Here is a 20,666-nt window from a genome sequence, read left to right as displayed (position 1 = left end):
AAGAACCCATTTCCCACATGCAGTGCATATTAAAAGTAGATACCGTCACGCCATCTTCTCTTTCTGGTGACGGACTACCATGGCTAAATCCACTACATCTACACCGCATGATGCCGTTTTTAAAAATATAATGTCTTACCCTGAGATGGCTCGGGATTTTCTGGATATACACCTTCCCATCGCATTACGTGAGATATGTGATTTACAAACGCTGAAGCTGGAGTCCACCAGTTTTATCGAACAGGATCTCCGCGCATACTACTCCGACGTAGTGTGGTCACTAAAAACCCGCGAAGGCCTGGGCTATATCTATTGTGTTATTGAACATCAGAGTACCGCGGTACCGCACATGGCATTTCGCCTGATGCGATATGCCACCTCGGCGATGCAGCATCATCTTGATGCCGGCAATAAAACTCTGCCGCTGGTGATCCCCATGTTGTTTATCACGGCCAACAAAGTCCTTATCCCTGGTCACTAAACTGGCTGGATGAATTTGACAATCCACAGCTGGCACGACAGCTTTATTCAGAAGCCTTTCCGCTGGTCGACCTTACCGTAATACCTGACGATGAAATCGCGCAGCATCGTGGGGTTGCGCTGCTTGAGTTGATGCAAAAACATATCCGCGATCGTGATTTAATGGGGTTAGTGGATCGACTGGTCTCGCTATTAGTTACAAGCACGGCTAATGACAGCCAGCTACAAACGCTATTTAATTACCTGCTACGGTACGGCGACGTTTCTCGCGCCAGCGAGTTTATCCGCGAAGTTGCCGAACGATCCCCCCAGCACAAGGAGAAGCTGATGACAATTGCAGAGAGGCTCAGGCAGGAAGGCCACCAAAATGGACTGCAAGAAGGGATACAGCAAGGGTTAGAACAAGGGGTGCAAAAAGGTACGCAAGAAGAAGCCTTACGTATCGCTCACATAATGCTGGAACAAGGTATTGATCGTGATTTAGTTCAGTTAATTACCGGGCTATTGCCTGGCGATACCACCGCATGAGCCAGATTGGGAAGGCATTTAGCCTTCCCAATCAATGATTAAATCGTCAACGACTCAACCACTTCGATCCAGCCGTGTTCGCTAGCGATATCCTGATTGTTAAGCCAGCGGCGCAGCATATTTAGCGCCATCATCGCGCACACTTCCTGACGAATCGCCAGACTGTAGCGATTTGCATTCAGCCGTACGCGCAAGGCGTGTGTCCCATCAGGCGTGGCCAGCGCAAAGTTAATATGTTCGTTTTCGAAAGCCGATATCGCGAGCGCCAATCCAGCATAATGCTTGCTGCGTCGCTCGGTTATCCAATGCGCCGTTTGTGCCAGCGTTTCTTCCTGGGGCGGAACCACTTCACTCGCCAATAACGGAGCATTCGCACGAGAAAGCTGCAATGCCACCAGACCACCGGTGAATTGTTCGCTCAGCGTCAGGCTGTATTGCCGTTCCTGCAATGTGCGGGCGATTTGCGCGGGTAAGCCTTCCGTACCTTCAAAAATCATATTCTGCCCGGCAACCCGCTTAACTTCTGGCCACAGCGCCAGCATCGCTTCCCGTTGGGAATCCGGACCGGTCAGCTTCAGCTCAATAATCGGCATTGAGGAGCGATAGCCCATTGTTACTCCCGGAGGCAACGGGAGCGGATCCAGGCTCTGCGCCAGGTCGCTTTCAGAACGGCCAAATGTGGTTAATCGCAGGCATAACGGGGGTTGAGCCAAAGAGAAACGCTCACGCAAACGAGGCAGGATCTCATGCTCCACCATGACTTTGAATTCTGACGGTACACCCGGTGTAAAGAACATCAGGCAGCGGTTAAGCTTCAGGGCGAACCCACACGCGGTACCCACCGGATTATTGATAAACTCAGCGCTGGCTGGGAGTTCAGCCTGTTTGCGGTTGCTTGACGCCATCACGCGGCCACGATCGCGGAAATATCGCTCCATCTCGGCCAGCCATGCTTCATGCAACACCAGCCCTTCGCCTTTTGCCGCTGCCGCTGCCAGCGCGCTCAAATCATCGCTGGTTGGTCCCAGACCGCCATTAACGATCAGTACATCGGCGTGTTCGCTACGCTCACGCAAAATGGCGACCAAATCGTTAAGATTGTCACCTACCGTGTTGCGGCGTGTTAGCGGTAAACCCTGATTAAAGAAAAAATCGGCCAGCCAGGCGGCATTAGTGTCGACGATTTGTCCGTGCAACACTTCATCCCCTGTGGATAGCATCTCCACGTTTAACATCGTGTTCTCCTGCTTTTATGATGAAAACACTATAACGCATGGAGGGGGGAGGGCGCGACTGAACGCCGCGCCAGAAATGTTAGAAGCTGGCGTTAACCCCAACGTACGGGCCATCAGCAATCGCGTTATCACGGTTGCCGTCTTTGCCTGCCAGGTTTAGGTAACGATAACCGGCTTCGATGCTCAGCGGACGCATAATGGTCAGACGCGCACCGGCATTCGCTTCTTCATAGCTGTCGATACCGCTGGAAAGTGAATCAGGAGAGTAATAATACTCACCAAACAGACGGAAGCTATCGCCAATCGGCCATTGTAAACCACCACCGACAGCGGCAGCATAGCCTTCATCGCCATCATTTGGATTGGTATAAACACCTTTACCACCAACGGTCGCCATCAGCGGCCCCAGTGGGATATTCAGACCTAAACCCAGCCCGGCAACATCACCGTCGTCATCGTTATGCATCCAGTTACCGCTGACAGCCAGACCGGTGGTCTCAGTGCCCATACCGAATCCCAGGTTGGTGTAGTCTTCACCAGCCTGGCCGCTGATGCTAATCGCGTTCGCCGACGCGGAAACAAACAGCATTCCGGCAAAACCCAACATTAAACTTTTTTTCATTTTCTATCCTTTCCAGCAAGAATCAAAACATAGCCCCAAAACCGATGAATTGTACTGTCAGATGACGAGGAATCAATGAGCTAAAAAAGCGATGCAATGACATATTGTAACTAAATACTACTCACAAGATTTGTTAAAGGTTAAATTCTTGTGCCAATTACACAGATGGACGTCCCAGAACGTCATTTTCAACAAACATCCTGATTTCCCTGCCAAAGCGCTCTTAATTGCCGATGAAACATTTTTTCTGCCGCCAGCAAAAGGTAAGATGAGCACATGATGGAATTTTTCTATACCTCCCCCACAAGGACTCGAATGATGCGCCAAAGAACGATTGTTTGCCCATTAATTCAAAACGATGGCTGTTATTTACTCTGCAAAATGGCTGATGACCGCGGTGTGTTTCCCGGTCAGTGGGCGCTTTCCGGTGGCGGTGTTGAACCGGGTGAACGTATTGAAGAAGCTCTGCGCCGTGAAGTGAGGGAAGAGCTGGGCGAACAACTGGTGTTATCAGAAATTACCCCCTGGACCTTCAGTGATGATATTCGCACTAAAACCTATGCTGATGGCAGTCAGGAAGAGATTTACATGATTTATCTCATCTTCGATTGTGTGGCGGCGAATCGTGAAGTGAAGATTAACGAAGAGTTCCAGGCATTCGCCTGGGTTAAACCAGAAGATCTCGGTGCCTACGATTTAAATATCGCCACGCGTAAAACGTTAACCTTGAAAGGGTTACTGTAGGTTATCATTTTAATAACGGCATATAATTAACATTCCGAATAGCGGCATTGCACTCATAAACTTATAGCAAACAGCAATGCCGCAAAAACAGAAAAAATAATTTAATTTCATCAAGATAAATAAAAATCACCTCTATTTATCCGTCTATCCCAAACCTTAAACTCTTAAGGATAAATTAACCTTCAGTCATTAACCTTTGTAGCCTGATGAAATAATTAACGACGCCCCTGTTTATCACTAAAAATAAAGCTTTGGTGGCGTTAAATGGCTTGAAGGAATAATGATGTCTGACTTTTTGCCTTTCTCTCGCCCGGCAATGGGTGCTGAAGAACTTGCCGCAGTGAAGGCAGTTCTGGACTCTGGGTGGATAACCACCGGCCCGAAAAATCAACAGCTGGAAGAAGCCTTCTGTCAGCTCACAGGAAATCAACACGCCGTCGCCATCTGCTCCGCCACGGCGGGTATGCACATCACGCTGATGGCATTGGGCGTAAGCGCAGGCGACGAGGTCATAACGCCGTCGATGACGTGGGTTTCTACCCTCAACATGATTGTCCTGCTGGGGGCAACGCCCGTCATGATCGATGTCGACCGCGATACGCTTATGGTCACACCTGAGCAAATTGAAGCCGCTATCACCCCACGAACCAAAGCCATTGTTCCGGTACATTACGCTGGCGCTCCCGCCGACCTCGACGCGATTTATGCCATTGGCGAGCGTTATGGCATCCCGGTAATAGAAGATGCAGCCCATGCCGTAGGGACATTGTATAAGGGCCGTCATGTCGGTGCTCGCGGTACGGCAATCTTCTCGTTTCACGCTATTAAAAATATCACCTGTGCGGAAGGTGGACTGATCGTTACCGACGACAGCCAGCTCGCTCAGCGGCTTCGCAGCCTGAAGTTTCACGGTCTGGGCGTTGATGCTTTTGATCGACAAACCTACGGCCGGGCACCACAAGCCGAAGTGCTTGCACCTGGATACAAATACAACCTGACGGATATCAATGCCGCTATTGCGCTGGTACAGCTGAATAAGCTGGAGCAACTGAACTCACGCCGGGCGCAAATTGCCCAGCACTATCAACAAGCGCTGGCTGATACGCCATTTCAACCGCTGGGCCTGCCCCAATGGTCGCACGTTCATGCCTGGCACTTATTCATCATTCGAGTTGACGAAACGCGCTGCGGGCTGAGCAGAGATGCCCTGATGGAAGCGCTGAAGACCAAAGATATCGGCACCGGTCTGCATTTTCGTGCGGCCCATACGCAAAAATATTATCGCGAACGCTTCACTACCCTTTCGCTCCCAAATACTGAATGGAACAGCGCGCGCATCTGCTCGCTGCCGTTATTCCCAGACATGACTGAAGCGGATACCCAGCGGGTCATTACGGCGCTTCGCGAGATCGCAGGACAATAACCATGTTTGAAGCTGCACCAATCAAAAAAGTCTCGGTGGTCATTCCCGTTTTTAATGAACAGGAAAGCCTGCCAGAGTTAATCAGACGCACCAGCGCCACCTGCGAGAAATTGGGCAAAGACTATGAAATTCTGCTCATCGACGACGGCAGCAGCGACCGTTCCGCTCAGTTGATGATGGACGCCTCTCAGGCACCGAACAGCCATATTGTCTCTATTTTACTGAATCGTAATTACGGACAGCACTCGGCGATTATGGCCGGTTTCAGCCATGTCACCGGAGACTTGATCATCACACTGGATGCCGATTTGCAAAACCCGCCGGAGGAGATCCCACGGTTGGTCGCCACCGCAGATGAAGGCTTCGATGTGGTAGGCACGGTACGCCAGAACCGTCAGGACAGCGTATTTCGTAAGACCGCCTCACGAATGATCAACCATCTGATACAGCGCACCACCGGTAAAGCAATGGGTGATTACGGCTGCATGCTACGCGCCTATCGCCGTCACATCGTCGATGCCATGCTGCATTGCCAGGAGCGCAGCACCTTTATCCCTATTCTGGCCAACATTTTTGCCCGTCGCGCCACGGAGATCCCGGTACATCATGCAGAGCGTGAATTTGGTGACTCCAAATACAGCTTCATGCGTCTGATCAACCTGATGTATGACCTGGTAACATGCCTTACCACAACACCGCTTCGCATGCTGAGCCTGTTGGGCAGCGTGATCGCCGCCACGGGCTTTACCTTATCAGTCTTGCTTGTTGTTCTGCGCCTGACGCTCGGCCCACAGTGGGCAGCGGAAGGGGTATTCATGCTGTTTGCCGTCCTGTTTACCTTTATCGGCGCACAGTTTATTGGCATGGGTTTACTCGGCGAATATATCGGTCGCATCTATAACGATGTCCGCGCCCGCCCCCGCTATTTTGTTCAACACGTTATTCGCCCACAAACCACGCAGTCAACCGAGGAAAACCGCGCATGAAAGCCGTCGTATTTGCCTATCACGATATGGGATGTCAGGGTGTCCAGGCCTTGTTGGATGCAGGTTATGAAATCGCTACCATTTTTACGCACACAGACAATCCGGGTGAAAAAGCGTTTTTTGGATCTGTTTCCCGCCTCGCGGCCAGCGCCGGTATTCCGGTTTACGCCCCCGACGAGGTTAATCATCCCCTGTGGGTTGAGCGCATTAGCCAACTGGCGCCGGATGTTATCTTCTCATTCTACTATCGCCATTTACTGAGTGATGAGATCCTCAGTCTTGCCCCTAAGGGCGCATTTAATCTGCACGGCTCGCTGCTGCCGAAATACCGTGGTCGCGCCCCGCTGAACTGGGTATTGGTCAATGGCGAAACCGAAACCGGCGTCACGCTTCACCGCATGGTCAAACGCGCGGATGCCGGTGCCATTGTTGCCCAGCAGCGCGTTGCTATTTCACCAGATGATGTGGCGTTAACGCTGCACCATAAGCTGTGCCAGGCAGCGCGTCACCTGCTGGAAGAGGCGCTGCCCGCGATTAAAACGGGAGATTATGCAGAACTCCCCCAACAAGAAGCAGAGGCTACCTGTTTTAGTCGCCGTACTCCGGAAGATAGCTTCCTCGACTGGTACAAAGCTGCCGCGGAGTTACATAACCAGGTCCGCGCCGTCAGCGATCCGTGGCCGGGCGCATTTAGCTATGTTGGCACACAAAAGTTCACCGTCTGGTCATCGCGCGTTTGCACAAACGACATTGCGGCCCAGCCGGGCACCGTCATCTCCGTGTCTCCTTTACTGATCGCCTGTGTCGATGGTGCACTGGAGATTATTACCGGACAAGCTGGCGATGGTATTGCAATGCAGGGTTCACAACTGGCGCAAGTTCTGGGTCTGGTGCCAGGTTCTCACCTGAACAGCCAGTCAGTGACCACCAGCAAACGCCGTACTCGCGTACTGATCCTCGGCGTTAACGGCTTCATTGGTAACCATCTGACCGAGCGCCTGCTGCAAGAAGATAATTACGAAGTGTATGGACTCGATATTGGCAGCGACGCCATTGGGCGTTTCCTGCAACATCCGCGATTCCATTTCGTCGAAGGTGATATCAGCATTCACTCCGAATGGATTGAATATCATGTGAAAAAATGCGACGTTGTGCTGCCGCTGGTGGCGATCGCAACGCCTATCGAATATACCCGCAACCCGCTGCGCGTATTTGAGCTCGATTTTGAAGAAAACCTGAAAATCATTCGTTACTGCGTGAAATACCGCAAGCGCATCATTTTCCCGTCAACCTCCGAAGTCTACGGCATGTGTACCGACAAAGTCTTTGATGAAGACAGTTCGAATCTGATCGTCGGTCCGGTCAATAAACCACGCTGGATCTACTCCGTATCCAAGCAGTTACTGGACCGTGTTATCTGGGCGTACGGCGAAAAAGAGGGATTGCGCTTCACCCTGTTCCGCCCGTTTAACTGGATGGGACCGCGTCTGGACAGCCTTAACGCCGCGCGTATCGGCAGCTCACGCGCCATTACACAGCTGATCCTCAACCTCGTGGAAGGTTCACCGATTAAGCTGATTGAAGGCGGTAAGCAAAAACGCTGCTTTACCGACATTCGTGATGGTATCGAAGCTCTGTACCGCATCATTGAAAACGAAGGCGGCCGCTGTGACGGTGAGATTATCAACATCGGTAATCCGCAGAACGAAGCAAGTATTCAGGAACTGGCAGAAATGCTGCTTTCCTGCTTTGAAAAACATCCGTTGCGTAACCACTTCCCGCCGTTTGCCGGTTTCCGTGACGTCGAAAGCAGCAGCTACTACGGTAAAGGTTATCAAGACGTTGAGCATCGTAAGCCTAACATTCGCAATGCAAAACGCTGCCTGAACTGGGAACCGACCATTGAGATGCAGGAAACGGTAGAAGAGACGCTGGACTTCTTCTTACGCAGTGTGGATATCACGGAACACACATCATGACCAAAGTAGGCTTGCGTATTGATGTCGATACATTCAGGGGGACGCGCGAAGGCGTGCCCCGCCTGCTGGAGACATTAAACCGACATAACGTTCGGGCAAGTTTTTTCTTTAGCGTTGGGCCTGACAACATGGGGCGCCATCTCTGGCGTCTTGTGAAGCCGCAATTTCTGTGGAAAATGCTGCGTTCAAACGCAGCATCGCTCTACGGATGGGATATTTTATTGGCGGGAACCGCATGGCCGGGAAAAGAGATTGGCCAGGCCAACGCGGCAATCATTGCACAAACCGCCCAGATTCATGAAACCGGTTTGCATGCCTGGGATCATCACGCCTGGCAGGCACGAAGCGGAAACTGGAATGACAAACAGCTGATTGATGATATTTCGCAAGGCATCACCGCACTTGAAGCCATCATCGGTCAGCCAGTCTCCTGCTCTGCCGTTGCCGGATGGCGTGCCGACAACCGTGTCGTCCATGCCAAAGAAGCATTCCATCTGCGCTATAACAGTGACTGTCGGGGAACGTCGTTATTTCGTCCGGTGCTGGAATCCGGGAAAACGGGGACGCCACAAATTCCCGTCACCCTACCAACATGGGATGAGGTGGTTGGCCAGGAGGTCCAGGCGGTGGACTTCAACTCTTATATCCTCTCCCACATCCAGATGAGCAGAGGAACACCGGTGTACACCATTCATGCGGAAGTTGAAGGCATCGCCTTTCATCAGAATTTTGACGAGCTGCTTACTCGCGCCGCGGACATGGGGATGACATTCTGCCCGCTTGGCGAGCTGTTACCTGACGACATCAGTACACTGCCGTTAGGACAGATCGTACGTGGAAAAATACCCGGCAGAGAGGGATGGCTCGGCTGCCAACAACCGTTGAGTGTGACACAATGAAATCTGCTGCCCGCTACACTCTGGCATTTATCGCTTTAATCGCACTGTATTTTATTTTACCTATCAACAGCCGTATGCTCTGGCAGCCTGATGAAACGCGCTATGCTGAAATCAGCCGGGAAATGCTCAACTCTGGTGACTGGATCGTTCCACACTTTTTAGGGCTGCGTTATTTTGAAAAACCAATTGCCGGATACTGGTTGAACAGCATCGGACAATGGTTGTTTGGCGCCAATAATTTTGGCGTCAGAGCGGGGGCTATTTTTGCCACTTTGATGACGGCGCTACTGGTAGCCTGGCTTGCCATGCGACTGTGGCAGGATAAGCGTACCGCCGTACTCTCCTCCGCTATCTTTTTAACGTTTTTTTCGGTTTACAGCATCGGCACCTACGCGGTACTTGATCCCATCATTGCGCTTTGGCTGATGGCGGGCATGTGCTGTTTTTGGGAAGGCATGCAGGCCACCACCAGAACACGCAAAATCATCGCTTTTTTGCTGCTTGGTCTGACCTGCGGTATGGGTGTAATGACCAAAGGTTTTCTGGCACTCGCCGTTCCTGTGCTTAGCGTATTACCATGGGTTTTTGCACAAAAGCGTTGGAAAGACCTCATTCTCTACGGTCTGCTGGCGGTGATCGGCTGCATCGCGATCGTACTACCGTGGGGTATAGCGATTGCGCAACGCGAGCCGGATTTCTGGCATTACTTCTTCTGGGTTGAACATATTCAGCGCTTTGCGCAGGATGATGCCCAGCATAAGGCTCCTATCTGGTACTACATCCCGATATTTGTGGCAGGCACATTACCGTGGCTCGGGCTACTCCCCGGCGCGCTGCGTACGGGCTGGCGTGAGCGGGATGTTCCGCGCAGTGCTCTGTACCTGTTAAGCTGGATTATTATGCCAATCCTGTTTTTCAGCATCGCGAAAGGAAAACTGCCGACCTATATTCTTTCCTGCTTCGCGCCGCTGGCGATATTAACGGCGCGCTTCGGCCTGCAGGCTGCGGAAAAAGGCTCGACCGCGCTGCGCGTGAATGGTTGGATCAACGTGCTGTTCGGCATCGTCGGCATCGTCGCCACGTTTATTGTTTCCACGCTGGGTCCATTGAAGACGCCAGTCTGGTCGCATATCGAAACGTATAAGGTTTTTTGTGCCTGGGGCATCTTTATCATCTGGACGCTTTTTGGCTGGTATACGCTAAATAACCGCGAGAAGAACTGGAAATTCGCAGCACTATGCCCATTAGGGCTGGCGCTGTTATTTGGCTTCTCCATTCCTGACCGGGTGATGGAATCTAAACAGCCGCAGTTTTTTGTCGAGATGACCAAAGAATCGCTGGAGCCGAGCCGTTATATTCTCACCGACAGCGTTGGCGTCGCTGCGGGACTGGCCTGGAGCCTGAAGCGCGACGACATCATGATGTACGGACAAACGGGCGAGTTAAAATATGGCCTCAACTACCCGGATGCCCAGGGTCGCTTTGTCAGCCGGGAAGGCTTTGCCGACTGGTTAGCGCAACATCGACAGCAAGGAAACATTACGCTCGTGCTCTCGATTGATAAGAATGAAGATATTAATCAACTTGCCATCCCTCCCGCTGACTACATTGATAATCAGGGGCGTCTGGTCCTGATTCAGTATCGGCCCAAATGATCTGGATAGCCTTAGTCCTCGCCAGCCTGCTCAGCGTCTGCGGCCAGCTATGCCAGAAGCAGGCGACCCGACCGGTGTCTGTTCGTGCGCGAAAACGCTACATTACGCAATGGATTGGGCTTGCTCTGGCAAGCCTCGGCCTGGCCATGCTGCTATGGCTGGCGGTTTTACAAAACATTCCTGTCGGTATTGCCTATCCCATGCTGAGCCTTAACTTTGTCTGGGTTACTCTCGCCGCATGGAAAATCTGGCGCGAACCCGTAACAACCCGCCACTGGCTGGGCGTTGGGCTGATCATTACCGGCATATTTATTCTTGGGAGTGCAGTGTAATGGGCGTATTTTGGGGATTATGTAGCGTGATGATCACCTCTATCGCCCAGTTGAGCCTCGGCTTTGCGATGGATAATCTGCCGCCAATGCTGCAGCCGCTGGCGTTCATCTCTGCCGTATTCTCTGTCAGTATCGGAGCGTTTGCTTTATATGCCGGATTGACAGGGTATTTACTGTCAGTGATTTGCTGGCATAAAGCCCTACACCAACTCGCGCTGAGCAAAGCCTATGCCCTACTCAGCCTGAGCTATGTGCTGGTGTGGGTTGCCTCAATGATCCTACCCGGCTGGCAGGGAACATTTTCAGTGAAAGCGCTGGCAGGGGTACTGTGCATCATGGCAGGGCTAATGACGATTTTTCTGCCTTCACGCAAACACCAACCCTGAGATTACTTATCTTCAGACTGTCGTAACAGACGTTCCCATTCATCACAGATGTACTGTCTGGCATCAATTACCTTAATGACCCGGGATTTATCGCGGTTAATACAATACTGTGCATCCTTCAGCGGTGAAAGGAGATCGCCGGGCTTAACCCGCTCGGAAGATTGCGCCTCAGCAAGCATCTTTAGCGAACCACCGCTATCGCAAAGTACGATATAGAGCTTCCCTGCTTTTTTGTGACAGCAAGACTTCTTCACATGCCATTCCATAGCGCACCTTTTGTTAATAAATTTCACAATAGGTTACACTTTAGCAGATAAACAAAAGGACAATCGCTGCTGAATGACAAAAACGAGAAATACTGTTAATGTTTTCTTAATGTTAATGATGAAGTACTTACCCAATCCAATAACGCACGGCGCGAAATTTTAATTCCTCCAGCTTTGAGCTCGGGCGGCAATGTTAGCCAACATACCGGCTGCTGAAAGCGGGCCAGCTTATCTTTTACCCACACTGCGAGATTAGTTTCTCCAGCATTAGCGTCATACTCAATGACCGCCACCGGGCGATGGCCAAACTCTTTGTCTTCTATCGGCACAATAAAGGCTTGTAGAACATGCGGATGCGCTGCAATCACGCGTTCCACTTCTTCCGGCTGTATACCTTCCCCGCCGCTAAAAAACAGATTATCCATACGACCGACAATCGTTAACTTGCCGTCCTTTAGCATGCCGCGATCGCGGGTTGCAAACCAGCCTTCCGCGTTCACTAAAGGAATAAGCTGTCCGTTACGCCAGTAACCTTGCGCCATGCTGGCAGCCCGTAACCAGACTTCATCATCAACGATTCTGACTTCTCTGCCTGCCAGAGGGGAACCCACATCTGCCAGACCATCCGCCTCTTTCGCACAGACCGTAGAAGCAAACTCCGTTAATCCGTAACCGCACCAGCAACGAATCCCTTGCTCGCGCGCTTGCTCCGTCAATTCAACAGGAATTGCAGCGCCACCCAGCAGTACCGCTTTGAGCGTGACTGGCGTGTTGTTGACCAGCAAGCGCCACAGCTGCGTGGGCACCAGTGAAGCGTGGGTACATCCAGCCAGCATTTGCTCCAGCGGCTGCTTGTCGCGCACGGTCATTCGCGCTCCGGCGAACAACCAGCGCCACAAAATACCCTGGCCGGAAACATGAAACAGCGGCAGCGAGAGCAGCCAGTCATCCTCAGCACCAAACGGCATTAATGACAGGACGCCCTGCGCGCTTGCCAGATGCGCCTGACAGGTATGAACAGCCGCTTTTGGCAATCCGGTAGAACCTGAAGTTAACGTCATCGTGCTCAAACGTTCAGGCAACCACGCTGCGGCGTGATCGCCTGGCAATGGCTGCATCTGCAACGGGCTGAGTTCCGGAAGTGCGATAGCGGCCTCCAGATCCAGCGCAAAACGTAGCGTTAAGTCCGGGATCAGCGCATCAAGCAGCGGCTGAGGCAACTGTGGGTTCACAGGTAAAACTCGTGCCCCACATTGCAGCAGCGCGAGCCAGGCCAGCAAAGCGCGCGGATGATTCCACGCGCGAAGCAGAACACCATCGCCCTCTTCCACGCCCTGAGCGGCAAAACCGCAGGCCAGCTGATCTACACGTGTGCAGAGATCGCTCCAGCTTAATACCTCATCGTTGAGGCGTAAGGCTGGCACCTTCGCACGAACCTGTCGCCAGTGACGCCACGGCCAGTCACCCGGTTGTACCAAGCCCGATAAGCTCACGCTATCGGACCTTTCCTGCTGGGTCATAGCAGACGTTCCAGCGCATCAACGTCGATACACGGCAACGTGCTACCCGGCCAGGTGCGAACCTGCTGGCACTGCATCAGGCTCAGGGTATCCAGACCCGGAATGGTCTGCGGCGTTAACCATGCGGCAATTCGCGCCAGCTGGGTTAAGCCCAGACTCGACTCGATTGACGAACTGATAACGGCAGTAAGACCAAGCGCATGCGCCGCAGCCACCTGTTCACGGACTTTATCGAGACTGCCGGTCAGCGTAGGTTTGATAACAACGGCCTTGACGCCTTCTTCGGCTTCGAAGGTGAAATCCGCTTCACGCAGGCTTTCATCCCAGGCGATGGCAATGCCGGTTTCACGCGCGAAGGCACGGGAGTCGTCGCGGGTTTTGCACGGTTCTTCGAGGAAGGCAATGCGTCCGCGATACTCCGGATTAACGTATTTCGCGAACTGCTGAGCTTTCAACGGCGTCCAGGCCCGGTTGGCGTCAAGTCGCAAATGCAGCTCCGGGATCGCCTCAAGCAGCAGATTGGCTACCATGCCGTCACGGACCGCTTCATACAGACCGACCTTGATCTTCGCCACTTTTTCGCCCGGCATGTCCGCCAGTTGTAGCACCAGATCGTCAGGATCGCCCGTGCACAGCGGCGCAGCACGATAGTCCGCGTCCTGTGGCAATACGCCAGTCAGTTCGGCCAGCGCACAGCTTACGCCAAAGGCGACCGAAGGCAGTTGCGGTAAGGAGTCATCCCCTTGCAGCCAGCCTTTCACCCAGGCCAGCAGCTCGGTTTGCGCCTCTTCCCAGCTTTCCTGACTGAAGCCCGGCAGCGGGGAGATCTCTCCCCACCCTTCGCGCTCACCGTCACGAAGACAAACGTACAACCCGTCACGCGTTTTTAACCGCCTGTCGCGCAGAATCACCCCCGCGTCCATGGGGATCTGCCAGCGGTATACCTGCGCGCTACGCATTACGGATTCCGTTTGAATTTGCTGAAATCAGGCTGACGTTTTTGGTTAAAGGCGTTACGGCCTTCCTGACCTTCTTCCGTCATGTAGAACAGCATAGTGGCGTTACCTGCCAGCTCCTGCAGACCAGCCTGACCATCACAGTCGGCGTTCAGTGCGGCTTTCAGGCAGCGCAGCGCCATTGGGCTGTTTTGCAGCATTTCACGGCACCAGCGTACGGTCTCTTTTTCCAGATCCGCCAGCGGAACCACGGTGTTGACCAGACCCATATCCAGCGCCTGTTTCGCATCGTACTGACGGCAAAGGAACCAAATTTCACGCGCTTTTTTCTGACCGACGATGCGCGCCATGTAGGAAGCGCCCCAACCGCCGTCAAAGGAACCGACTTTCGGGCCGGTCTGACCGAAAATAGCGTTTTCAGCCGCAATGGTCAGGTCACACATCATGTGCAGCACATGGCCACCGCCAATGGAGAAACCTGCAACCATCGCTACTACCGGTTTCGGACAGGTACGAATCTGGCGCTGGAAGTCCAGTACGTTCAGGTGATGCACACCGGAGTCATCCTGGTATCCGCCGTAGTCACCACGCACTTTCTGATCGCCGCCTGCGCAGAACGCTTTGTCGCCAGCACCAGTCAGAATAATGACGCCGATGTTGTCATCATAGCGAGCATCCGCCAGCGCCTGGATCATCTCTTTCACGGTGACCGGACGGAAAGCATTGCGTACCTGCGGACGATTAATGGTGATTTTTGCGATACCGTCGGTGGATTTCTCGTAAAGAATGTCGGTATAGCCTTCAGAGCAATCGTGCCATTCTACCGGTGCGTAAAGCATTGTTTCATCAGGATAGATCATAAAATGTCCTATAGTTAGCGACGCAGAATCTGAGCCAGACAGTCCACCACGCCCGCGGGGTTGTCCCGATGCGCGTTGTGTCCGGCATTACGAATCACATGGTTTGGTACTGATATTTCCGCCGCCAGAGCGCGGAATTTATCGTCACGTTCACCACATAAATAATAAAACGGAAATGTGCGCATCGTGAGTTGCGCACGTAAATCAGGTTGTACGGCAAGCGAGGTGGCCTCCAGCATTGCCGCCAGCGTTTGCCCATTATTCTGGCTACGCAGAGCGACCAGCGCCTCTCTTTGTGCCGCGTTCAGCGAGGAAAAAACGGGCTGTTGATACCAGTCATTAAACACCTCACGTAGCGGCTCTGCGCGAAAACGCGCAGCCCAGCGGCCATCCGAGAGACGACGCTGAACGCGCGCTTCTTCGCTTTGCAAGCCGGGATGTCCACCCTCAACCACCAGACCACAAAGCCCTGGCATCTCCTGACTGGCCGCCATCATCGCGACTCTGCCGCCAAGAGAGTATCCCACCAGCCAGTAGTTAAGTATGTTGTAACTAAGTAGAGTATTACGCAGCAAAACGCTGACATCATCGAACCCGCTCACGCTGATGTCAGCGGAGCCACCGTGTCCCGGCAGGTCGATGTATAGCCGCGAATAATCCTGAAACGCTTCGCCGACCGTCTGCCATTCCTGGCAATCACCAGAGAAACCGTGCAGGAAAACCAGCCAGGGAAACCCCGTCTGCCCCTCTTTCGCCTGCGCATGCAGGATCATAGGTGACTTACCTTCGCCAGCAGTTGCTGCAAGGTTTGCGCCCCGTCAGTTTCGTTCACCACCAGCTCAATCACCGTGGCCGCAGGTGTACGCCACGCGTTAGTCAACGCGCTCTCCAGCTGCTCCCAGTTTTCCGGGCGCTGGTATTTAAGGTTAAACATGGCGGCAGCATGCTCGAAATGTACGTTCTGCGGCATCAGATAGAACCGTTCGCGTTCGCTGGCTGGCGTCGGCAGCAGGGAAAAAATCTGCCCGCCGTTATTATTGACCACTATCAGGACAAACGGCGCGGATACCTGGCGCAATAATGCCAGCGCATTCAGGTCATACAATGCAGATAAATCGCCAACAATCGCCAGCGTCGATTTCGCGCTGGCACGCTGTACGCCTGCTGCCGTTGACAGCAGGCCATCAATACCGCTCGCGCCACGGTTGCTATAGACCGGGTAACCAGCCGGAAGCTGCGACAGCGCATCAATCAGGCGCACCACCAGACTGTTACCCACGAACAGCTGGCCCTGCTCCGGCAAGTAGTCGCGGATACGGTGGGCTAGTTGCGCTTCACCAAACGCCTCGCGACGGGCTTCTACCGCCTGCCAGGCCTGTTGCGCCAGACGAGGGATCTCAATACACCAGGGCTGACGTTTCTCCGCCGGATGTAGCTCCAGCCAGTCGCCAACTTTCGCTACCAACCTGCGGCCGCGATGATGGGCCGGATCGAGGCGGCCTTCGATATTATCGACAATCCAGTATTCCTGCGGATCGCAGCTGGCCTGCCATTGCAGCAGACGTTTTCCGGTCAGGCTGCTACCAAGCTGCACCACAATCTGCGCCTGCTGCAATTCAGCTACAGCTTTCGCATTTCCCAGCCACAGGTCGGCGCACGGCAGCGGTTGTCCGGTTTGCGACAGAACATCGCCAATCAGCGGCCAGCCTAATGTCTGCGCCCACTGCGCAACCTTCTTACCTTCTTCCGCGCTCATGCGACCGGCAATGACTACGCCGCGTTTTTGTCGCCAGAAAAACCAGTCGCGCTGTTTGTCGCTTTCCAGCCGACGCGCTTCTCGCAGCCAGGGTTTATCGTCCTGCCACCAGTCGCCGAGGCGCTGCTGCCAGGCAATCCCCGTTTCGTCCATATCGCCATACAGCGGTTCCGCAAACGGGCAATTGATATGAACCGCCCCGCTATGCAGGGCAGCTAACGCATTATCAATAGTGGACACCAGCCAGCTTGCCGGAATGTCCTGAGTCGGACGCGGTAAAGAGAGCGTTTGCGATGGATGCGAGGCAAACATTCCGGCCTGACGAATCGCCTGGTTCGCGCCACAGTCGATAAGCTCTGGCGGTCGGTCTGCCGTAAGTAAAATCAGTTTTTCACCGGTCAGGCCCGCTTCAATCAACGCGGGATATAAATTCGCCACCGCGGTACCGGACGTCACAATCACGGCGACAGGCTGCCGGCTGACTTTTGCCAGACCTAAAGCCAGATGCCCAAGACCGCGCTCGTCAAAATGGGTGTGGTGGATGAATGCGGGGTTTTCCGCTGCCGCCAGCGTCAACGGTGTAGAACGAGAGCCAGGGGCAATGCAGACATGCCTGACGCCGTGGCGAGTGAGTGCTTCCAGAATGACCGCCGCCCAGCGTCGGTTAAATGCGCTTACTGACATGAGATTGTCCGGTATCAATATTGCGACACAGTATAGAGAATCGAATAAATGGATTTTTGATATGAATCGGAAATATACACGAAATCACTATCCTTCCATCTGTAATAAAGTACGTAACCCTGCCGCTTTATTGTCTATTTCTTGCCATTCCTGCTCAGGATCTGAGCCACGTACAATCCCTGCCCCGGCATACAGGCGTACCACGTTTGCGCTAATTTTCGCCGAACGCAATGACACACAAAACTCGCTTTGGCGCAAAGAAAGATAACCCGCTGAACCGGCATACCACTCTCGTTCAAAGGGTTCATTTTGTTGGATGAACTCACGCGCCAGCTCACGCGGAATACCGGCAACGGCCGCCGTGGGCTGGAGCTGCATCAGGCAAAGCGTATCGTCGGCCTGATTCAGTTCCGTCCAGATGCAACGGCGCAGGTGCTGCACTTTACGCAGCCTGAGCACCTGCGGTGGCAGCACATCGAGAGTTTGCGTACAGCCTTGTAGCCGCTGGCAAATATCTTCGACCACCAGCATATTCTCGCGCTGGTTTTTGTCATCTTTCATTAGCCAGTCGCCCAATTGCCAGGCCCGATGATCCTCAGGGTGATTGGCCACAGTTCCGGCCAGCGCCTCGGTGCGCAGCGCCGTATCACGTCGTCGATACAGACGTTCAGGAGAAGAGCCAAGAAAAGCGGTGTCGGCGGAGAATGCCATAAAGAAATGGTAGCAGTTCAGATTTAAGCGACGGCTGGAAGCCATCACGGCAGCGGCATTAACCGACTGAGAAAACTGTAAATCGGTCGCCCGCGCCAGCACGACCTTATCGAGGTCTTCTCCTGCGATCGTTTGAGTAGCGAGTTTTATCAGGTCTATCCAGCCAGCTTTCTCCGGCCAGTGCTGTTCTCCCGTCAAATTCAAACGCAATGCAGGGAGCGGTTTTACGGGAGCAAGCGATGAGATGAAGGCGATCGCTTGTGCAGCGTCTTCACGTAGCGACACGTCGCTATAGAGATGTAAGCGTAAGCTCGCCACTCCGGCACAACGTCGCCACTCCAGCCGCGGCAGCAGTAAATTGCCACGCTGAGGCTCAAAGGCATTCAGGCCCCAGATGCGCAGGTCGGGATGATTATCATGCTGATGTAAAAATTGCTGGGCTGATTCCAGCGAGGAAAATGCGGCGACGGCCCCTAATACGGCGGCTTCTTCATCGCCGTTACGCTGCTGCCAGTAAAACTGGGGCCAGACGGGTTGACTGGCCAGCCATCCTAAAGCGTCAAACGCATCATTCAGTGGGAAAGGTATATCGTAAATACGAATTCCAGGTGCTGCTGGCATCTCTTGCGATAAATGACGCATCAGACTTTCCAGCGCAGTAGTGATTGAATGCACGCGGACCTCTCCCTGTTAAAAACCTCTCATTATACGGGGTACTGAGCAGAAAAAGCAGTACCCCCAGTTAGGGAGTACGTACAAATGCGATGACAGAACGGAATTTATCGCCGCGCTAACAATAATCCCATCACTAAACCGACTGTGGCGCCAACGCCGATTCCGCGCCAGGGTTTTTCGTGCACATAGTCATCCGCCCGACAAACGGCTTTTTTCGCACGGTAATAGTAGCTATCAGAAGCATGGCTGACGCGATTTCTCACCTCTTCTAACGCCCGCTCTGCCCGCGCTTTTAACTCAAGGTATTTTTGATCTGCTGGGTCGCCAGAAGAACGCAGCACCTCTTCCAGCGTTTCGCTTAATAATTCCAGATCATCATCGATACGTGATTCATAAGAATGAAAAGACATTATATTCTCCCTTTCTATTGACGTACCCGCTAACTATAGACAACCTGGACTGATTGCGCCTGTTTACGCCTGATGTGCTTCCCGCGCCATTCCGACGTGTGGAATACCATCTTCGTCATAGATATCCGTCACCGGAACAAAGCCAAAGCGCGCATAGAACGATTGCAGATGCGCCTGCGCGCCCAGATACAACGCCTTGTGTGGCCAGTGTTGCACGCAGGATGCCAGCGTCTGGGCCATTAGCTGTTGCCCCAGTTTTTCACCACGCAGCGCTTCGCTTACAATCACCCGACCAATCACTACCGGCTCCAGCTCGTCATCGCTTTTCAGAATCCTCGCATACGCCACCAGCTCATCGTTATGCCAGCCCAGAATATGCCGATTCTCTCCAGCCAGGTCATCGCCATCCACATCCTGGTACGGACACTGTTGCTCAACTACAAACACCGCGCATCGTAGCTGAAGTAGTGCGTACAGTTGTTGGGTACTCAGCTTTGCATGGTGGAGATCTTGCCAGTGAATCATTGTCTGCCCCTATGTTGTGATAACCTGAACACCCTGCCTTATTGATGGCGAAAAGTGTAACGCAAAGATGGAATTACTATTTTTAGGCACGTCTGCGGGAGTCCCCACGCGCTCACGCAATGTAACGGCAATTTTACTGAATCTGCAACACCCGACTCAGGCGGGGCTGTGGCTTTTTGATTGCGGCGAAGGGACGCAGCATCAGATGCTCACCACGCCTTTCAATCCAGGAAAACTCGATCGTATTTTTATCAGCCATCTGCACGGCGATCACCTGTTTGGTTTACCGGGGCTACTGTGCAGTCGCTCAATGGCCGGCAATGTCCAGCCTCTGACGCTCTACGGGCCAAAAGGGTTGCGAGAGTTTACCGAAACCGCATTGCGTCTGAGCGGCTCCTGGACCGATTATCCGCTGGATATTGTGGAAATTACCGCGGGTGAGATTGTGGATGACGGCCTGCGAAAAGTAACGGCGTACCCGCTGGCGCATCCGCTGGAATGCTACGGTTTTCGCATTCAAGAGCACGACAAACCGGGTGCGCTTGACGCCAATGCCCTGAAGGCGGCAGACGTTAAAGCGGGCCCGTGGTTTCAGGATTTGAAAGCCGGAAAAACCATCGTGCTGGAGGATGGTCGAGCGATTAACGGTGCCGATTTTCTTTCCCCGCCCACCAGGGGAAAATCAGTCGCTATTTTCGGTGACACAGGACCCTGCGCGTCCGCCATTGAACTGGCTCGAGGTGTAGATGTCATGGTACACGAAACCACGCTGGACGCGTCAATGGAGGAAAAAGCAAACAGTCGCGGGCACAGCTCAACCCGACAAGCCGCACAGCTGGCGCTGGATGCCGGAGTGGGACGTCTGATAATGACCCACGTTAGCTCACGCTACGATGAAAAAGGCTGCCAGCGCTTACTCGCAGAGTGCAAAACAATATTTCCAGACACGGCACTGGCTCACGATTTCGCCATTTTCAGCGTTTAACGCTCTATTTTTCCGCCTCAGTGCCGATAACAGTGGAAAGGCTGGCTTT

Annotated in this window: 20 protein-coding genes and 1 pseudogene; 10 read left to right on the top strand and 11 right to left on the bottom strand. The window is 53.3% G+C overall.

The features are described from left to right. Positions 1–79 precede the first annotated feature (79 nt). Positions 80–1,008, top strand: a pseudogene (locus tag OGX89_RS10245) (Rpn family recombination-promoting nuclease/putative transposase). Positions 1,009–1,046: 38 nt separating this feature from the next. Here the strand turns inward: OGX89_RS10245 and OGX89_RS10240 are convergent. Both OGX89_RS10240 and OGX89_RS10235 read right to left on the bottom strand, forming a co-directional pair. After that, on the bottom strand, positions 1,047–2,243 hold the full coding sequence (locus OGX89_RS10240) for a nicotinamide mononucleotide deamidase-related protein YfaY (protein ID WP_125112624.1): 1,197 nt from the start codon (positions 2,241–2,243) through the stop codon (positions 1,047–1,049). 79 nt (positions 2,244–2,322) lie between these two features. Beyond that, positions 2,323–2,865, bottom strand: coding sequence for a YfaZ family protein (locus OGX89_RS10235; RefSeq protein ID WP_003834693.1), 543 nt, complete (start codon positions 2,863–2,865; stop codon positions 2,323–2,325). A gap of 318 nt (positions 2,866–3,183) precedes the next feature. Between OGX89_RS10235 and nudI the strand changes: the two genes are divergently transcribed. The 8 genes from nudI (at position 3,184) to arnF (ending at position 11,269) form a co-directional block, all read left to right on the top strand. Then, positions 3,184–3,609, top strand: coding sequence for a nucleoside triphosphatase NudI (gene nudI / locus OGX89_RS10230; protein WP_125112762.1), 426 nt, complete (start codon positions 3,184–3,186; stop codon positions 3,607–3,609). A gap of 283 nt (positions 3,610–3,892) precedes the next feature. Then, entirely contained in the window at positions 3,893–5,032 is a 1,140-nt protein-coding gene (arnB, locus tag OGX89_RS10225; protein WP_125112625.1) for a UDP-4-amino-4-deoxy-L-arabinose aminotransferase, read from the top strand. A gap of 2 nt (positions 5,033–5,034) precedes the next feature. Continuing rightward, entirely contained in the window at positions 5,035–6,018 is a 984-nt protein-coding gene (arnC, locus tag OGX89_RS10220; RefSeq protein ID WP_003834699.1) for an undecaprenyl-phosphate 4-deoxy-4-formamido-L-arabinose transferase, read from the top strand. Then, a complete protein-coding gene (gene arnA, locus OGX89_RS10215; RefSeq protein ID WP_125112626.1) occupies positions 6,015–7,997 on the top strand; it encodes a bifunctional UDP-4-amino-4-deoxy-L-arabinose formyltransferase/UDP-glucuronic acid oxidase ArnA in 1,983 nt (660 codons plus the stop codon). The genes arnC and arnA overlap by 4 nt, the downstream gene beginning before the upstream one ends. Continuing rightward, a complete protein-coding gene (arnD, locus tag OGX89_RS10210) occupies positions 7,994–8,896 on the top strand; it encodes a 4-deoxy-4-formamido-L-arabinose-phosphoundecaprenol deformylase (protein ID WP_125112627.1) in 903 nt (300 codons plus the stop codon). Before arnA ends, arnD begins: the two co-directional genes overlap by 4 nt. Beyond that, complete coding sequence (gene arnT / locus OGX89_RS10205; RefSeq protein ID WP_125112628.1) at positions 8,893–10,551, top strand: lipid IV(A) 4-amino-4-deoxy-L-arabinosyltransferase; 1,659 nt, start codon at positions 8,893–8,895, stop codon at positions 10,549–10,551. Before arnD ends, arnT begins: the two co-directional genes overlap by 4 nt. Continuing rightward, on the top strand, positions 10,548–10,883 hold the full coding sequence (gene arnE / locus OGX89_RS10200) for a 4-amino-4-deoxy-L-arabinose-phosphoundecaprenol flippase subunit ArnE (protein ID WP_003834709.1): 336 nt from the start codon (positions 10,548–10,550) through the stop codon (positions 10,881–10,883). Before arnT ends, arnE begins: the two co-directional genes overlap by 4 nt. Further along, a complete protein-coding gene (arnF, locus tag OGX89_RS10195) occupies positions 10,883–11,269 on the top strand; it encodes a 4-amino-4-deoxy-L-arabinose-phosphoundecaprenol flippase subunit ArnF (protein WP_003834713.1) in 387 nt (128 codons plus the stop codon). Before arnE ends, arnF begins: the two co-directional genes overlap by 1 nt. Positions 11,270–11,271: 2 nt before the next feature. Here arnF and pmrD read toward each other — a convergent pair whose 3' ends face one another. From pmrD to OGX89_RS10150, 9 genes are all read right to left on the bottom strand, one after another. Next, on the bottom strand, positions 11,272–11,535 hold the full coding sequence (gene pmrD / locus OGX89_RS10190) for a signal transduction protein PmrD (protein ID WP_003834715.1): 264 nt from the start codon (positions 11,533–11,535) through the stop codon (positions 11,272–11,274). A 95-nt stretch (positions 11,536–11,630) separates the two neighbouring features. Continuing rightward, a complete protein-coding gene (gene menE / locus OGX89_RS10185) occupies positions 11,631–13,055 on the bottom strand; it encodes an o-succinylbenzoate--CoA ligase (RefSeq protein WP_063940554.1) in 1,425 nt (474 codons plus the stop codon). Then, positions 13,052–14,014, bottom strand: a complete 963-nt coding sequence (menC, locus tag OGX89_RS10180; RefSeq protein WP_125112629.1) for an o-succinylbenzoate synthase — start codon at positions 14,012–14,014, stop codon at positions 13,052–13,054. The genes menE and menC overlap by 4 nt, the downstream gene beginning before the upstream one ends. Further along, positions 14,014–14,871 (bottom strand): 1,4-dihydroxy-2-naphthoyl-CoA synthase, encoded by an 858-nt coding sequence (gene menB, locus OGX89_RS10175; RefSeq protein WP_003027671.1) that lies wholly within the window; start codon positions 14,869–14,871, stop codon positions 14,014–14,016. The genes menC and menB overlap by 1 nt, the downstream gene beginning before the upstream one ends. Before the next feature lie 14 nt (positions 14,872–14,885). Continuing rightward, positions 14,886–15,644 (bottom strand): 2-succinyl-6-hydroxy-2,4-cyclohexadiene-1-carboxylate synthase, encoded by a 759-nt coding sequence (gene menH / locus OGX89_RS10170; RefSeq protein WP_063940556.1) that lies wholly within the window; start codon positions 15,642–15,644, stop codon positions 14,886–14,888. Continuing rightward, positions 15,641–17,311 carry a 2-succinyl-5-enolpyruvyl-6-hydroxy-3-cyclohexene-1-carboxylic-acid synthase gene (gene menD, locus OGX89_RS10165; protein WP_003834726.1) on the bottom strand — a complete coding sequence of 557 codons (1,671 nt, stop codon included), beginning with the start codon at positions 17,309–17,311 and terminating at the stop codon, positions 15,641–15,643. Before menD ends, menH begins: the two co-directional genes overlap by 4 nt. Positions 17,312–17,398: 87 nt before the next feature. Beyond that, a complete protein-coding gene (gene menF, locus OGX89_RS10160; RefSeq protein ID WP_057066387.1) occupies positions 17,399–18,697 on the bottom strand; it encodes an isochorismate synthase MenF in 1,299 nt (432 codons plus the stop codon). A gap of 104 nt (positions 18,698–18,801) precedes the next feature. Then, positions 18,802–19,107, bottom strand: a complete 306-nt coding sequence (gene elaB, locus OGX89_RS10155; protein WP_003027683.1) for a stress response protein ElaB — start codon at positions 19,105–19,107, stop codon at positions 18,802–18,804. 63 nt (positions 19,108–19,170) lie between these two features. Continuing rightward, positions 19,171–19,632, bottom strand: a complete 462-nt coding sequence (locus OGX89_RS10150; protein WP_003834735.1) for a GNAT family N-acetyltransferase — start codon at positions 19,630–19,632, stop codon at positions 19,171–19,173. A gap of 67 nt (positions 19,633–19,699) precedes the next feature. Here OGX89_RS10150 and rbn point away from each other — a divergent pair, with 67 nt between their 5' ends. After that, positions 19,700–20,617 (top strand): ribonuclease BN, encoded by a 918-nt coding sequence (rbn, locus tag OGX89_RS10145; RefSeq protein ID WP_003834737.1) that lies wholly within the window; start codon positions 19,700–19,702, stop codon positions 20,615–20,617. Positions 20,618–20,666 lie beyond the last annotated feature (49 nt).

It is taken from the genome of Citrobacter sp. Cpo103 (genome assembly GCF_030332605.1).
Taxonomy (GTDB): Bacteria; Pseudomonadota; Gammaproteobacteria; order Enterobacterales; family Enterobacteriaceae; genus Citrobacter; species Citrobacter portucalensis.
The sequence above is the reverse complement of the archived record's forward strand: the minus strand, read 5'-3'. Positions and strand labels throughout refer to the sequence as shown.

Excerpts from the sequence above, each read along its gene's own strand:
- nudI (WP_125112762.1), top strand. The coding sequence starts at position 3,184 with ATGCGCCAAAGAACGATTGTTTGCCCATTAATTCAAAACGATGGCTGT.
- arnT (WP_125112628.1), top strand. The coding sequence starts at position 8,893 with ATGAAATCTGCTGCCCGCTACACTCTGGCATTTATCGCTTTAATCGCA.
- menC (WP_125112629.1), bottom strand. The coding sequence starts at position 14,014 with ATGCGTAGCGCGCAGGTATACCGCTGGCAGATCCCCATGGACGCGGGG.
- OGX89_RS10235 (WP_003834693.1), bottom strand. The coding sequence starts at position 2,865 with ATGAAAAAAAGTTTAATGTTGGGTTTTGCCGGAATGCTGTTTGTTTCC.
- OGX89_RS10240 (WP_125112624.1), bottom strand. The coding sequence starts at position 2,243 with ATGTTAAACGTGGAGATGCTATCCACAGGGGATGAAGTGTTGCACGGA.
- arnA (WP_125112626.1), top strand. The coding sequence starts at position 6,015 with ATGAAAGCCGTCGTATTTGCCTATCACGATATGGGATGTCAGGGTGTC.
- elaB (WP_003027683.1), bottom strand. The coding sequence starts at position 19,107 with ATGTCTTTTCATTCTTATGAATCACGTATCGATGATGATCTGGAATTA.
- arnC (WP_003834699.1), top strand. The coding sequence starts at position 5,035 with ATGTTTGAAGCTGCACCAATCAAAAAAGTCTCGGTGGTCATTCCCGTT.
- arnF (WP_003834713.1), top strand. The coding sequence starts at position 10,883 with ATGGGCGTATTTTGGGGATTATGTAGCGTGATGATCACCTCTATCGCC.
- pmrD (WP_003834715.1), bottom strand. The coding sequence starts at position 11,535 with ATGGAATGGCATGTGAAGAAGTCTTGCTGTCACAAAAAAGCAGGGAAG.
- menD (WP_003834726.1), bottom strand. The coding sequence starts at position 17,311 with ATGTCAGTAAGCGCATTTAACCGACGCTGGGCGGCGGTCATTCTGGAA.
- menE (WP_063940554.1), bottom strand. The coding sequence starts at position 13,055 with ATGACCCAGCAGGAAAGGTCCGATAGCGTGAGCTTATCGGGCTTGGTA.
- arnE (WP_003834709.1), top strand. The coding sequence starts at position 10,548 with ATGATCTGGATAGCCTTAGTCCTCGCCAGCCTGCTCAGCGTCTGCGGC.
- rbn (WP_003834737.1), top strand. The coding sequence starts at position 19,700 with ATGGAATTACTATTTTTAGGCACGTCTGCGGGAGTCCCCACGCGCTCA.
- arnD (WP_125112627.1), top strand. The coding sequence starts at position 7,994 with ATGACCAAAGTAGGCTTGCGTATTGATGTCGATACATTCAGGGGGACG.
- menB (WP_003027671.1), bottom strand. The coding sequence starts at position 14,871 with ATGATCTATCCTGATGAAACAATGCTTTACGCACCGGTAGAATGGCAC.
- OGX89_RS10150 (WP_003834735.1), bottom strand. The coding sequence starts at position 19,632 with ATGATTCACTGGCAAGATCTCCACCATGCAAAGCTGAGTACCCAACAA.
- arnB (WP_125112625.1), top strand. The coding sequence starts at position 3,893 with ATGTCTGACTTTTTGCCTTTCTCTCGCCCGGCAATGGGTGCTGAAGAA.
- menH (WP_063940556.1), bottom strand. The coding sequence starts at position 15,644 with ATGATCCTGCATGCGCAGGCGAAAGAGGGGCAGACGGGGTTTCCCTGG.